Genomic DNA, 13,444 nt, shown 5'->3' with positions numbered 1-13,444 from the left:
GAGACATGGATACGGGGACGACGGGTGAGACGGGCGGGCCCGAGTGGGTGGGGCTGCCGGGCGGGCTGCTCGCCCTGCGGCGGATGCTGCTGGCGCTCTGGACGGTCCTCCTCGCGGTGGCGACCGGCGTCCTGCTCGGCCTGGTCGCGGGCCCGGTGTGGGCGGCCCTCGCGCTGCTCTGGGCGGCGGCCGCGGCCTGGGGCTGGGTGCTGCTCGGGCGGAACTGGCGGTCCTGGCGGTACGCGGAGCGCGCGGACGACCTGCTGATCAGCCGGGGTGTGCTGTGGCGGGAGGAGACCGTGGTCCCGTACGGGCGGATGCAGCTGGTCGAGGTGACCTCCGGCCCGCTGGAGCGGCGCTACGGCCTGGCCTCCGTCCAGCTGCACACGGCCGCCGCGGCCACCGACGCCAAGATCCCCGGGCTGGCGCCGGCCGAGGCGGAGCGGCTGCGCGACCGGCTCACCGCCCTCGGCGAGGCACGGTCGGCGGGCCTGTGAGCACCGGCCCGGCGGGCGACGGCCCCGCCCCCGTGCCCGCTGATGTCGGTCCCGACACCGCGCCCGCCACCGGCCAGCGGCTGCATCCCCTCACCCCGCTGCGGCGCGCCTGGGTGCCGATCGCCGCGACCGTCGGCGTCATCGCGCAGCAGGGCGACCGGGCCACCGCGTGGGTGGCGGACCAGTCCGCCCTCCTGCGGCTCGCGGCGCTCGCGGGCCTGGTCCTGGTCTTCGGCGCGTACGGCTTCCTGAGCTGGTGGTACACCCACTACGCCGTCACCGACACCGAACTGCGCATCCGCAGCGGACTGCTCTTCCGGCGCACCGCGCACATCCGCCTCGACCGGCTCCAGGCCGTGGACGTCACCCGGCCGCTGCTGGCCCGGCTGACCGGCGTCGCCTCGCTGCGCCTCGACGTCATCGGCACCGAGGACAAGGACCAGCTGGCCTTCCTCGGGGAGAAGGAGGCCGTGGCCCTGCGCGCCGAGCTCCTCGCGCGGGCGGCGGGCTTCGCCCCCGAGGAGGCCGTGCGGCTGGGCGAGGCCCCGGACCGCGAACTGCTGCGGGTGAGCCCCCGCGAGCTCGCCGTCTCGCTGCTGCTCAGCCTCGGTGTGCCGGCGGCGCTGGCCGGCGGGCTGGTCGCGCCGGTGGCCGTGTGGTGGTTCAGCTCCAGCCCGTGGGCCGCCGTCATCACCCTGCTCCCGATCCTCGGCGCGGTCTGGGCGGGCACCGCGGGCCGCTTCCTCGCGGAGTACGACTGGCGGGTCGCCGAATCCCCGGACGGGCTGCGCCTGGACCACGGCCTGCTGGACCGCGCCCACGAGACCGTGCCGCCGGGGCGCGTGCAGAGCGTACGGATCGTGGAGCCGCTGCTGTGGCGGCGGCGGGACTTGGTCCGCGTCGAGCTGGCCGTGGCGGGCTCCAAGAACGAGGTCCTGGTCCCGGTGGCCTCCCGGGCCGCCGCGTACGCCGTGATCGCCCGGGTCCTGCCCGGGGTGGACCTGGCGGCGCTGGTCTTCTCGGGCTCTCCGGGGGCCGGGGCGCGCTGGGTGGTCCCGGTGTGGTGGAAGGGCTACGCCCTGGCGGTGTCCCCGGAGGTGTTCGCGGCGCGCCACGGCCGCCTGTGCCGCCGTACGGAGATCGTCCCGCACGCCAAGGTGCAGAGCGTGCGGCTCACCCAGGGGCCCTGGGCCCGCGCCCGGGGCGTGGCCGACGTCCACGTGGACACCGGCGCGAACGGCACGGTCACGGCCCGCCTGCGCGGGGCCGCCGAAGCCACCGCCCTGCTGGCGGCCCAGGCCGCCCGCGCCCGTACGTCCCGGGCCTCGGCCCGGCCCGACCGCTGGATGACGTAGAAGGGGTGGGGGCGGGCTATCCGGCCCCGCCGCCCGCGCGCACCAGGCCCGTCTCGTACGCCAGGACCACCACCTGGACCCGGTCGCGCAGCCCCAGCTTCGTCAGGATGCGGCCGACGTGGGTCTTCACCGTGGCTTCCGACAGCACCAGCCGGGCCGCGATCTCACCGTTCGACAGGCCCTGGGCGACCAGCAGCATGACCTCGCGCTCGCGCTCCGTCAGCCGCTCGATCTCCTTGTTCTGCGGCTCCTGCGTCGTGCTCGGCAGCATCGGGGCGAAACGGTCCAGCAGGCGCCGCGTCGTGGACGGGGCGACGACCGCGTCCCCGCTGTGCACCGAGCGGATGGCCGCGAGCAGTTCGGCCGGCGGCACGTCCTTCAGCATGAAGCCGCTCGCGCCCGCCTTCAGGCCCGAGAAGGCGTACTCGTCCAGGTCGAAGGTGGTCAGGATGATCACCTTCGGGTGCTCGTCCGGCGCGCAGATCCGCCGCGTGGCCTCGACCCCGTCGAGCTTCGGCATGCGCACGTCCATCAGCACCACGTCCACCTTCGTGGCCCGCAGCACCTCCAGCGCCTCCAGGCCGTCGCCCGCCTCGGCGACGACCTCCATGTCCGGCTGGGCGGCGAGCACCATCCGGAAGCCGGTGCGCAGCAGCACCTGGTCGTCGACCAGCATCACTCGGATGGACATCGGTTACCTCGTCCTCGTCATATCTTCTTCAGGGGAAGCAGCGCGCTGATCCGGAAGCCGCCGCCGGGCCGCGGCCCGGCGTCCAGGGTTCCGCCGACCATACCGATCCGCTCGCGCATGCCGATCAGCCCGTGCCCGGCGCCGTCCGCGCCGCCGTCCTCGTACAGTTCGTGGGCCGCGCCCCGGCCGTCGTCCTCGACCAGCAGGCCGAGCCCGTCGTCGAAGTAGACCAGCCGGACGCTGGCCCGCGCGTCGGGGCCCCCGTGCTTGCGGGTGTTGGTGAGCGCCTCCTGCACGATCCGGTACGCCGTCAGCTCGACGCCGCTGGGCAGCCGCCGGGGGGCGCCCTCGACCTCGAAGTCCACGGCGAGCCCGGCGGCCCGTACCTGCTCGACCAGGACCTCGATCTGTTCGACGTCCGGCTGCGGCACGTAGTCCTCGGACTCCTGCGGCTCGCCGGTGCGCAGGACGCCCAGCAGCCGGCGCATCTCGGCGAGGGCCTGGCGGCCGGTGCCGGAGATGGTCTGGAGGGCCTCCTTGGCCTGCTCGGGGGCGACGTCCATGACGTACGCGGCGCCATCGGCCTGGACCACCATCACCGAGACGTTGTGCGCGACGACGTCGTGCAGCTCGCGGGCGATGCGGGCGCGCTCGGCGGCCACGGCCACCTTGGCCTGGGCCTCGCGTTCCTTCTCCAGCCGCTGGTTGCGCTCGACCAGCTGGGCGTAATAGGCCCGCCGGGTGCGCAGGGAGTCGCCCAGCACCCAGGCCAGGACGAAGGGGACGATCATGAAGAGGGCGAAGAGGGCGTTGTCGACGGCGTTGGTGCCCTTGTCCACGCCGAACCGCACGAAGTACAGCGGGGCGGCGGCCACCCCCCAGCCCAGCGCCGTGCGCGAGACCCACCGCGGGACGTCGCTCGCCGCGACGGTGAAGAGGACGACGAACACGGCGACGTCCCAGACGCCCGCCATGACGCCCACGGCCAGCTGGTAGACGCCCGCCCCGAGGGTGAGCCAGAACATGGCCTGCGTCCACTTGCGGCGCAGCGCCACGGCGGTGCTCAGCGCGAGGACCGCGGGGACGGTCGCGAGCTTCACGGAGGTGCTCGCCGGCGTGTCGGCCGCCACGTCCAGCATCGAGAACCCGAACAGGAGGACGGCCCAGAAGCCGTCGACGCCCGTCGGGTGTCTGCGGAGGAAGTCGTAGAGGCGCTGCACGTAACCCAGCGTAGGGAACGGGGATAGGTGCTGGAGTCAACCAGAGGTCCGAACCTCACATCCGGGGCGTACTCCCGAAGGTGGAGGCGACCTTAGTCTGTGGGGGATGAGCACTCAGGACCGATCCGAGGCGCCGGTCCGGTGGCGCGGTGCGATGGAAACCGCGCTGTACGGGCCCGGAGGCTTCTACGTGCGACCCGGCGGGCCGGGTCCCGCCGGGCACTTCCGCACCTCGGTGCACGCCTCCCCCCTGTACGCGCGCGCCGTGGCCCGGCTCCTGCGGTGGGTGGACGCGCAGCTGGGGCACCCGGCGGAGCTCGGCCTGGTCGACGTGGGGGCCGGGCGCGGGGAGCTGCTGGCCGGGGTGCTCGCCGCGCTGGAGCCGGAGCCGGAGCTGGCCGCGCGGGTGCGTCCGTACGCCGTGGAGCGCGCGCGGCGGCCCGACGGGACCGACCCGCGGATCCGCTGGGTCGCCGAACCGCCCGAACGGACGACGGGGCTGCTCTTCGCGAACGAGTGGCTGGACAACGTGCCGCTGGAGATCGCGCAGGACGGGCGCTACGTCCTGGTCGCGCCCGACGGTACGGAGAGCGCGGGCGGCCCCCTGGAGGGCGCGGACCGGGCCTGGCTGGAGCGGTGGTGGCCGGGCGGCGGCCGCGCGGAGATCGGCCGGACGCGCGACGAGGCCTGGGCGGCGGCCGTCGGGACCCTGGAGCGGGGCCTGGCCGTGGCGGTGGACTACGCCCACACCCGCGAGGCGAGGCCCCCGTACGGCACGCTCACGGGCTTCCGCTCGGGCCGGGAGGTCCCGCCGGTCCCGGACGGCAGCTGCGACGTCACGGCGCACGTGGCGCTGGACGCCTGCGCGGGGCCGGGGGCGGCGCTGCTGACCCAGCGCGAGGCGCTGGCGGACCTGGGCGTCTCGGGGGCGCGGCCGCCGCTCGCCCTGGCCTCCGCGGATCCGGCGGCGTACGTGCGGGGGCTGGCGGCGGCGGGGGAGGCGGCGGAGCTGACCGCCCGCGGCGGGCTGGGGGACTTCCTGTGGCTCTGCCAGCCGGTGGGCATCGGGGCGGCCTGGCCGGGGGCGGCGACCGGCTGACGCGGCCCTGCGGCACCGCTGCGGGGGCGCTGCCCCGGGCCCCGCGCCTCAGACGCCGGCGGGGCTGGATGTGCCGGGCGAGGCCGGTGGTCGGCCTCGCCCGGCGGGTGGGGCGAGGGGTTACTCCTGGACCTCGTCGTGGCCGTCGTGCAGGCCGCCGCCGCTGCCCGTGCCGTCCGTCGGCGTCGAGACGACCGGCTTCGCCAGCGGGGCCAGGTCGAAGGCGTAGTGGCCGACCGCGTCCGCGATGACGTCCACGTTGATGTCGAGCGCCTTCTGGTCGATGTTGGTGAGGTCGTCACCCTTGCCGTGGTAGTTCACGTCGTAGGCGACACCCGCCTGGCCGCCGAACCGCGCGGCCTGGGCGTCCGTCTTGATGCCCTCGGCGCCCGTGAAGGTGCCGCCCGACGGGATGCCCACCTCGATGAACGGACCGTAGTCCGAGCGGCCGGAGAAGTCCGTGCCCTCGTGCGGGATGTTCTTCGAGTCGAGGAAGTCGGTGATCCCCTTCTCCAGCTGGGCGGAGCCCTCCGGGCCGGGGCCCGCGCCGGTCGCGTCCGAGTCGTCGCCGTCGTAGACGAAGTACGCGGAGTTGGGCGAGGCGATCATGTCGAAGTTCAGGTAGAGCTTGATCTGCTTCTTCTGCTCGTCCGTCAGCCCGGCGACGTACGCCTCCGAGCCGAGCAGGCCGAACTCCTCCGCCGACCACCAGGCGAACTTGACCTTGTTCTTGATCTTCGACTGGCTGCTCGCCAGGCGCTGCGCCACCTGGAGGATGCCGGCCGAGCCGGAGCCGTTGTCGTTGATGCCCGGGCCCGCCGCTACCGAGTCGAGGTGCGCGCCGAGGAAGACGGTGTTGTCCTCGTCGCCGCCCCGGGTCTCCGCGATGACGTTGTACGTCTTGCGGTTCTCCCGCAGCTGGCGGATGTCGAGGGTGACCTCGACCGGCCCGGCCGTGGCCTCGGCGGCGAGCTTCTCGCCCTCCGCCTGGGTCACGCCGCCCGTCGGGACCTTGCCCGCGTCGGGGCCGCCGAGGGTGCCGTTGAGGGCGCCCGCGGTGTTGTTGTAGATGACCGCGCCGACCGCGCCGGCCGCGGCCGCGTTGGCCTGCTTCGCCGCGAAGGGGCAGCCGCCGCGCTTGACCAGGGCGATCTTGCCGGTGAAGGTGCCCGCGGCGAAGTCGCCGGGCTCGCAGCCGTGGGTGCCGTCCGCGTCGACCGGGGCGACGGCGACCTGGGCCGTGATGCCGCCCTCCGGGGTGCTCGTCGTGTAGGACATCAGGTGGATCGGGACGTCGCGGCTGTTCGCGCCGTTCACCGTGAGCTTCTCGGCGATGGTCTCGACGTACACGAAGTCGAACTCGTTCTTCGTGACCTCGTAGCCGGCCGCCTTCATGACCGCCTCGACGTACTGGGCGGACTGCACGTGACCCTTGGAACCGGCCACGCGGGTGCCGTTGTTGTAGTCGGCGATCGACTGAAGGACCTTCAGGTGGTTGTACGCGCCCTTGCCGGTCGCGTCCTTGACCAGTTTCCTGGCGAGCGCGTCACCCCGGGCGGCATCGCTCTGCGGGCTGGTGGCACCGGCCGGTCCGGCGAGCAGCAGAGGTGAGACGAGGGCCGCTGCGGCCAGGGCGGCGGTTGCTGCGGCTATACGGCGTGAGGGCATGCAGGGGTCCTTCCACGGCAAAAATGCGAGCAGGGAGGAGCAGTGGACGCACGTTAAGCAGCAACCAGCCACTCTGACCAGACTTTCAACTGATTCCGGTTTATGAATTCCGCATATCGGCGAGGGGCGTTCGGGTGCGCGTCAGCGCAGGAGGCCCTCGATGAGGTCCGAGCCGATGCGTGCGACCACGGCCAGGTCCAACTGGTGCTGGACATAGCGGCCTTCGCGGAGCGTATGCGTCAGACCGGCCCTTTTCAGGACGGCCAGATGCCGTGACACCTCCGGCGCGCTGATCCCGTACACGCGCGCCAGTTCGCCCGTCGTGTACGGCGCCCGGGCCAGACTGCGGCACAGCCTCATCCGCAGGGGGTGCGCCAGGGCCTCCATCCGCCGCTGGAGCAGTTCCACCGAGCCCGGCGGGGAGGCCGGTTCGGGGGCGGCGAGCGGGTAGTGGACCACCGGACGCCAGCCCGGCGCGTGCAGCACGAGCAGGTGCGGCCAGCCGAAGTGGGTCGGCACGAAGACCACGCCGGTGCCTATTCGGGTGTCGGTCGCGCTGGTCGACCCGGTCACCATCTTGTCGACGGTGATGGTGGTGCGGTCCTCGTCGACGCTCAGCGCCGTCGAGACCTCCTTCAGCGCGGCCGGCAGCCCCTTGCGCCGCAGCAGCCCGGTCTTGTGCCGGGCGTCGGCGCTCTGCGCGGGCTCGACGCGCTTCCAGGTCTCGGCGAAGAAGGCCTCGTCACAGTCCTCCAGGAGCCGCCGCAGCCAGACCCGTACGCCCGGCGGGTCGTCCAGCAGCCGCAGGGAGAAGTCGCGTTGGCGCGGGCCGCGGGCGGCGGCCGTCGCCAGGGCCCTGGCCCGGGCCGCGGGGTCGTGGAGCGGCGAGGGCCAGCCGCCCTCGTCGTAGAGCGCCAGCCAGCAGTGCTCCAGGGCGGCCGTCACGAACCGCTCGTCGTCCATCCGGTCGAGTACGTCGAGCTCCTCGGCCAGGGTCGCGGCGGGCAGCCCCGTGCCGCCCGGGACACCGGCGAAGGCCATGAAGATGTCGGAGAGGGAGCTCCGCCACATGAAGTCGCCCTCCAGCAGCCGGTCCGCGAGGGCCGGGTCGAGCGAGGCGGCGGTGGCGGTGGTCCAGGAGGTGAGCCCGGGGTGGTGGGCGGGCTGGGAGAGCGCGTGCAGCGCCATGCTGAGCTCTGCGAGAGGGGAGGGCGCGAAGGCGATCCGCTCGGGTGGCAGGCCCGCGATGTCGATGGTGACGCTCATCAGGCCATTCTGCCGGTGTGATGATGTGAGGAATGGGGGGCGCGAGGTGGCGGACGGGTGGTTCGCACGGCGCGCCGCCGGACGGGGCCCGCGGCGCCGGGAAAGCGGCGCGCAGGCCCCGTACTGGGTCCTCCGCCCGGCCTAGCCGAAGTTCGGCGCGTTGCGCTCGTACACCAGGCGCAGGCCGATCAGTGTCAGCCACGGCTCGTGGTCGTCGATCACCGCGGACTCCCCGAGGACGACCGGGGCCAGCCCGCCGGTGGCGATGATGCGGACGTCGTCCGGGTTGCCGGCCGGTCCCGCGAGCTCCTTCGCCATCCGGGTCACGATCCCGTCCACCTGGCCCGCGAACCCGTGGACCACGCCCGACTGCATCGCCTCGACCGTCGACTTCCCGATCACGTTGCGCGGCCGGGCCAGCTCGATCTTCCGCAGCTGGGCGCCCCGCAGCCCGAGGGCCTCCATCGAGATCTCGATGCCCGGGGAGATCACCCCGCCCACGTACTCGCCCTTCGCGGACACCGCGTCGAAGGTGGTCGCCGTACCGAGGTCGACCACGATCGCCGGGCCCCCGTACAGCTCGACCACCGCGACCGCGTTGACGATGCGGTCCGCGCCGACCTCCTTCGGGTTGTCCATGAGGATCGGCACGCCCGTCTTCGTGCCGGGCTCCACGATCACCGCCGGCACGTCGCCGTAGTAGCGGCGGGTCACCTCGCGCAGCTCGTGCAGGACCGCCGGCACCGTCGAGCAGATCGCGATGCCGTGGATGCCGTCGCCCAGCTCGCTGCCGAGCATCGGGTGCGTCCCCATCAGGCCCTGCATGAGCACGGCCATCTCGTCCGCCGTGCGCCGCGGGTCGGTCGAGATGCGCCAGTGCTCGACGATCTCGTCACCGTCGAACAGGCCCAGGACCGTGTGGGTGTTGCCGACGTCGATGGTGAGGAGCACCTGTTACACCGCCTCGCGCAGGTCGAGACCGATGTCCAGGATCGGCGAGGAGTGGGTCAGGGCGCCGACGGCCAGGTAGTCCACGCCGGTCTCGGCGTACGCCCGGGCGGTGTCCAGGGTCAGGCGGCCCGAGGACTCCAGCACCGCGCGGCCGGCCACGAGGGCCACGGCCTCGGCGGTCTGCTCCACCGTGAAGTTGTCCAGCAGGATCAGGTCGGCGCCCGCCTTCAGCACCTCGCCGACCTGCTCCAGGGTGTCGACCTCGACCTCGATCGGGACCTCCGGGAAGGCCTCCCGCACGGCCTCGAAGGCCTGCGCGACGCCGCCGGCCGCCACCACGTGGTTGTCCTTGACCAGCGCGGCGTCCGACAGCGACATCCGGTGGTTGACGCCGCCGCCGCAGCGGACCGCGTACTTCTCCAGCGCGCGCAGGCCCGGCGTGGTCTTGCGGGTGTCGCGCACCTTGGCCTTGGTGCCCTCCAGGACGTCGGCCCAGCGGCGGGTGGCCGTCGCGATGCCCGACAGCCGGCACAGGATGTTCAGCGCGCTGCGCTCGGCCGTGAGCAGGTCGCGGGTGTGCGCGCGGACGGACAGCAGCAGCTGCCCGGCCTCGACGGTGTCGCCGTCCTCCGCGTGCCGCTCCACCTCGAAGGCCTCGGTGCAGACCACCGAGAACACGGCCTCGGCGATGCGCAGACCGGCCACGACGCCGTTCTCGCGGGCGACGAAGTCGGCGACGGCCTCGGCGTCCTCGGGCACCGTGGCCACGGTGGTGACGTCCACGCCGCCGTCCAGGTCCTCGGAGAGCGCCATGTGGGCGATGTCCTCGACCTCGATGGGGTCCAGGCCCGCGTCGGCGAGCAGCTGGGCCAGCGCCGGGTCCAGGCCGCTCTCCTCGCCGTCGCCACAGCCGCAGTCGTCGCCGCAGCCGCCGTCGTTCTGGTCGATCAGGGGAAGTTCGGGGGTGCTCACGGTCACTGCTCCAGGCTCGGGGGGTTCAGGGGTTCCACTGCGGGGAAGTCCGCGGAGTCGGTGGGGATGACGACCAGGGCCCGCTTCTCGGTCGCCGAGAGGCGCACGACGAGATGGCGGCGCCAGTCGGCATCGTCGCGGTCCGGGTGGTCCTCGCGCCAGTGGCAGCCGCGGGTCTCCACGCGCCGCTCGGCGGCGGCGACCAGGACCCGCGCCACGCACAGCAGGTTCGTGGCCTCCCAGGTGTCCACGCCCGGCTCGGCGGTCTTGCCGTGCGCTTCGAGGTCGTTCAGAGCGGTCGCGTACAGCGCTTCGAGGGCGCCGGCCGCCGTGCTCAGCGACGCGGCGGACCGGAGCACGCCCGCGCCGTCCGTCATGATCCGCTGGATCTCGTGCCGCGCCGTGGCGGGCTGGAGCGGGCCGGTCGCGGGCACCGGGACGACCGGGCCGGCGCTGTCGTACCGCTGCGTGATGATGTCCTCGGCGATCCGCTCGGCGAAGACCAGGCCCTCCAGCAGGGAGTTGGAGGCGAGCCGGTTCGCGCCGTGCACCCCGGTGCAGGCGACCTCGCCGCAGGCGTACAGGCCGCGGACGGTGGTCCGCCCCTGCAGGTCGGTCCGTACGCCGCCGGACGCGTAGTGCGCGGCGGGCGCGACCGGGATCGGCTCGGTCACCGGGTCGATGCCGTGGGCCCGGCAGGCGGCGAGGATCGTGGGGAAGCGCTGCTCCCACATCTCGGCGCCGAAGTGCCGTGCGTCCAGGAACATGTGCTGCGCGCCCTGCTCCTGCATGCGGCGCATGATGCCCTTGGCGACGATGTCACGCGGCGCCAGCTCGGCGAGCTCGTGCTGGCCGACCATGAAGCGCACGCCGTCCGCGTCGACGAGGTACGCGCCCTCGCCCCGGACCGCCTCCGACACCAGCGGCTGCTGCCCCTCGGCCTCCGGGCCGAGGAACAGCACCGTCGGGTGGAACTGCACGAATTCGAGGTCGGAGACCTCCGCGCCGGCGCGCAGCGCGAGCGCCACGCCGTCACCGGTGGACACCGACGGGTTGGTGGTGGCCGAGAAGACCTGGCCCATGCCGCCGGTCGCCAGGATCACGGCGGGCGCGTGGACCGCGCCGACCCCGTCGTGCTGGCCCTCGCCCATGACGTGCAGCGTGACGCCGGCCGTACGGCCCTGCGCGTCCTGGAGCAGGTCCAGTACGAGCGCGTTCTCCACCGTCTCGATGCCCGCGGCCTGCACCGCCTCGACGAGCGCCCGCGAGATCTCGGCTCCCGTGGCGTCGCCGCCCGCGTGCGCGATCCGGCGGCGGTGGTGGCCACCCTCGCGGGTCAGTTCTATCTCGCCGGTCTCCTCGGAGGTGTCGAAGACCGCGCCCGCGGCCATCAGCCGCCGCACCGCGTCGGGGCCCTCGGTGACGAGCAGCCGCACGGCCGCCTCGTCGCACAGGCCCGCGCCCGCGACCAGGGTGTCGCCCAGGTGCTGCTCGGGGGTGTCGCCCTCGCCGAGGGCCGCGGCGATGCCGCCCTGGGCCCAGCGGGTGGAGCCGTCGTCGAGCCTGGCCTTGGTGACCACGACCGTACGGCGGCCGCCGGCGGCGCAGCGCAGCGCGGCCGTCAGGCCCGCCACGCCGGAACCGACGACCACGACATCGGCGTCGAGGGACCAGCCGGGGGCCGGTGCGTGCAGCCGTATGCCGGTGCCCGCTCCCGCGCCGTCCGAGGGGATGCCTCTGCCTGGGGTGCTCACGAGTGTGCTCCGAACTCCAATGGGATGTTGTCGATCAGCCGGGTCGTGCCCACCTTCGCGGCGACGGCCAGCACGGCCTGCCCGGTGAAGTCGGGTCCGGCCTCGGTGAAGTCCTTCGGGTCCACCAGCGCCAGGTAGTCCAGTACGAGCGGCGGCTCGTGGCGGCCCGCCTCCTCCAGGACGTGGCGCGCGGCGGCCCGTACGGCGTCCGGCAGCCCGCCGCCCGCCGCCGAGACGGCGTGCGCGTCGGCGGAGGCGCGGATCTCGCCGAGCCGCGCCAGCGCGGTGGCCCGCTCGTCGCTGGCCGGGGCCGCCTCGGCGCGGGCGCGCAGCGCCGCCTGCGCGGCGAGCCGGTCCTGCCCGGCGAACAGGGCGCGGGACAAGGCCAGGGCGGTCTGCCGCTCGGCGGGGGAGAGGTAGCGGTTGCGGGACGACAGCGCGAGCCCGTCCTCCTCGCGGACGGTCGGCACGCCGACCACCTCGACGGGGAAGTTCAGGTCGGTCACCATCCGCCGGATCAGGGCCAGTTGCTGCGCGTCCTTCTGGCCGAAGAGGGCCAGGTCGGGGCGGGTCAGGTGGAGCAGCTTGGCGACGACGGTCAGCATCCCGTCGAAGTGGCCGGGGCGGGTGGCCCCTTCGAGTCGCTCGCCCATGGGGCCGGCGCTGATCCGCACCTGCGGGTCACCGCCCGGGTAGACCTCCTCGACGGACGGCGCGAACACCGCGTCGGCGCCCGCCCCTTCGGCGATCCGCAGGTCCTCGTCGAGGGTGCGCGGATAGCGGTCGAGGTCCTCGCCCGCCCCGAACTGCAGCGGGTTGACGAAGACGGTGACCACGACCTGACCCTCGGGCCCGGCCAGCTCGCGCGCCGTGCGCACCAGGGTGGCGTGGCCCTCGTGCAGGGCGCCCATGGTCATCACCACGGCCCGGCGGCCGGTGCGCGGGAGCGCCAGCAGCTCCCCGGCGGTGTCGATCAGCAGCTCGCTCACCGGTCACCGCCTCCGGTGCCGGGGGCGGCGGCGGGGCCGGCGTCGTCCGCGAGGACACCGAGCAGGTCCTCGGCGAGTTCGGGCTTGAGCAGACCGTGCGCGAGGGCCCGGTCGGCGGTGGTGCGGGCCATCGCCAGGTACCCGGCGAGCGTGCCGGGCGCGTGCTTGCGCAGCTCCGAGACGTGCGCGGCGACCGTACCGGCGTCACCGCGGGCCACCGGCCCGGTCAGGGCGCCGTCACCGGAGCGCAGGGCGTTGTCGAGGGCCGCGCCGAGCAGCGGGCCGAGCATCCGGTCGGGGTGCTCGACCCCGGCCTTGTGCAGCAGCTCCATCGACTGGGCGACCAGCGTGACGAGGTGGTTCGCGCCGAGGGCGAGAGCCGCGTGGTAGAGCGGACGGCTCTCCTCCGCGATCCACTCGGGCTCGCCGCCCATCTCGATGACCAGGGCCTCGGCGGCGAGCCGCAGCTCTTCGGGGGCGGTGACGCCGAAGGAGCAGCCGGCCAGGCGCTGCACGTCGACCTCGGTGCCGGTGAAGGTCATCGCGGGGTGCAGGGCCAGCGGCAGGGCGCCCGCGCGCCGCGCCGGGTCCAGCACGGCGGTCCCGTACCGCCCCGAGGTGTGGACGAGGAGCTGCCCGGGCCGGACCGCGCCGGTCTCGGCCAGACCCTCCACGAGGGACGGCAGCGCGTCGTCGGGCACGGTCAGCAGGACCAGGTCGGCCAGCTCCAGCACCTGGGCGGGCGGTACGAGCGGTACGTCGGGCAGCATCCGCGCGGCGCGGCGCACGGACGCGTCGGAGACTCCGGAGACGGCGACGGGCCGGTGCCCGGCCTGCTGGAGCGCGCGGGCCAGCGCCGGACCGACGCGGCCGGCTCCGACGACGCCGACGGCGAGCCGGGCAGGGCGCGGCTGCTGTGATGAGTTCACGCGGGGAGGGCCTTCCGTTCCAGTCCGCGGGGGGTACCGGACGTTACGCGGCC

Annotated in this window: 12 protein-coding genes; 3 read left to right on the top strand and 9 right to left on the bottom strand. The window is 74.1% G+C overall.

Features of this window, described 5'->3' with window-relative positions:
• Positions 1–5: 5 nt before the first annotated feature.
• The gene (locus ACF059_RS18685) at positions 6–497 is read left to right on the top strand and encodes a PH domain-containing protein (RefSeq protein ID WP_392058281.1); all 492 of its coding nucleotides are present in this window, start codon (positions 6–8) and stop codon (positions 495–497) included.
• A complete protein-coding gene (locus ACF059_RS18680; protein WP_392058278.1) occupies positions 494–1,852 on the top strand; it encodes a PH domain-containing protein in 1,359 nt (452 codons plus the stop codon). Before ACF059_RS18685 ends, ACF059_RS18680 begins: the two co-directional genes overlap by 4 nt.
• Before the next feature lie 16 nt (positions 1,853–1,868).
• Here the strand turns inward: ACF059_RS18680 and ACF059_RS18675 are convergent, their stop codons facing one another.
• Together ACF059_RS18675 and ACF059_RS18670 are read right to left on the bottom strand one after the other, a co-directional pair.
• Complete coding sequence (locus ACF059_RS18675) at positions 1,869–2,543, bottom strand: response regulator transcription factor (RefSeq protein WP_360894910.1); 675 nt, start codon at positions 2,541–2,543, stop codon at positions 1,869–1,871.
• A gap of 17 nt (positions 2,544–2,560) precedes the next feature.
• A complete protein-coding gene (locus ACF059_RS18670; protein ID WP_392058275.1) occupies positions 2,561–3,763 on the bottom strand; it encodes a sensor histidine kinase in 1,203 nt (400 codons plus the stop codon).
• A gap of 106 nt (positions 3,764–3,869) precedes the next feature.
• Between ACF059_RS18670 and ACF059_RS18665 the strand changes: the two genes are divergently transcribed.
• Positions 3,870–4,862 (top strand): SAM-dependent methyltransferase, encoded by a 993-nt coding sequence (locus ACF059_RS18665; protein ID WP_392058272.1) that lies wholly within the window; start codon positions 3,870–3,872, stop codon positions 4,860–4,862.
• A gap of 120 nt (positions 4,863–4,982) precedes the next feature.
• Here ACF059_RS18665 and ACF059_RS18660 read toward each other — a convergent pair whose 3' ends face one another.
• The 7 genes from ACF059_RS18660 to ACF059_RS18630 form a co-directional block, all read right to left on the bottom strand.
• Positions 4,983–6,530, bottom strand: a complete 1,548-nt coding sequence (locus ACF059_RS18660; protein ID WP_392058270.1) for a M28 family metallopeptidase — start codon at positions 6,528–6,530, stop codon at positions 4,983–4,985.
• 141 nt (positions 6,531–6,671) lie between these two features.
• A complete protein-coding gene (locus ACF059_RS18655; RefSeq protein WP_392058267.1) occupies positions 6,672–7,796 on the bottom strand; it encodes a DUF5937 family protein in 1,125 nt (374 codons plus the stop codon).
• Positions 7,797–7,937: 141 nt separating this feature from the next.
• Positions 7,938–8,747 (bottom strand): type III pantothenate kinase, encoded by an 810-nt coding sequence (locus tag ACF059_RS18650; protein ID WP_360894895.1) that lies wholly within the window; start codon positions 8,745–8,747, stop codon positions 7,938–7,940.
• 3 nt (positions 8,748–8,750) lie between these two features.
• The gene (gene nadC / locus ACF059_RS18645) at positions 8,751–9,719 is read right to left on the bottom strand and encodes a carboxylating nicotinate-nucleotide diphosphorylase (RefSeq protein ID WP_366866345.1); all 969 of its coding nucleotides are present in this window, start codon (positions 9,717–9,719) and stop codon (positions 8,751–8,753) included.
• Positions 9,720–9,721: 2 nt separating this feature from the next.
• Positions 9,722–11,473: an L-aspartate oxidase gene (locus ACF059_RS18640; protein WP_366866346.1), complete on the bottom strand. Its 1,752-nt coding sequence runs from the start codon at positions 11,471–11,473 to the stop codon at positions 9,722–9,724.
• Positions 11,470–12,462, bottom strand: a complete 993-nt coding sequence (panC, locus tag ACF059_RS18635) for a pantoate--beta-alanine ligase (RefSeq protein ID WP_392058263.1) — start codon at positions 12,460–12,462, stop codon at positions 11,470–11,472. The genes ACF059_RS18640 and panC overlap by 4 nt, the downstream gene beginning before the upstream one ends.
• Complete coding sequence (locus ACF059_RS18630) at positions 12,459–13,391, bottom strand: Rossmann-like and DUF2520 domain-containing protein (protein ID WP_392058260.1); 933 nt, start codon at positions 13,389–13,391, stop codon at positions 12,459–12,461. The genes panC and ACF059_RS18630 overlap by 4 nt, the downstream gene beginning before the upstream one ends.
• Positions 13,392–13,444 lie beyond the last annotated feature (53 nt).

This window comes from Streptomyces sp. NPDC016562 (genome assembly GCF_043076955.1).
Lineage (GTDB): Bacteria > Actinomycetota > Actinomycetes > Streptomycetales > Streptomycetaceae > Streptomyces.
Note: the sequence above shows the minus strand (reverse complement) of the source record. Positions and strands in the feature narration are given on the sequence as shown.

Coding starts and splice junctions, on each gene's coding strand:
- ACF059_RS18665 (WP_392058272.1), top strand. CDS start 3,870: ATGAGCACTCAGGACCGATCCGAGGCGCCGGTCCGGTGGCGCGGTGCG.
- ACF059_RS18675 (WP_360894910.1), bottom strand. CDS start 2,543: ATGTCCATCCGAGTGATGCTGGTCGACGACCAGGTGCTGCTGCGCACC.
- ACF059_RS18685 (WP_392058281.1), top strand. CDS start 6: ATGGATACGGGGACGACGGGTGAGACGGGCGGGCCCGAGTGGGTGGGG.
- ACF059_RS18655 (WP_392058267.1), bottom strand. CDS start 7,796: ATGAGCGTCACCATCGACATCGCGGGCCTGCCACCCGAGCGGATCGCC.
- ACF059_RS18660 (WP_392058270.1), bottom strand. CDS start 6,530: ATGCCCTCACGCCGTATAGCCGCAGCAACCGCCGCCCTGGCCGCAGCG.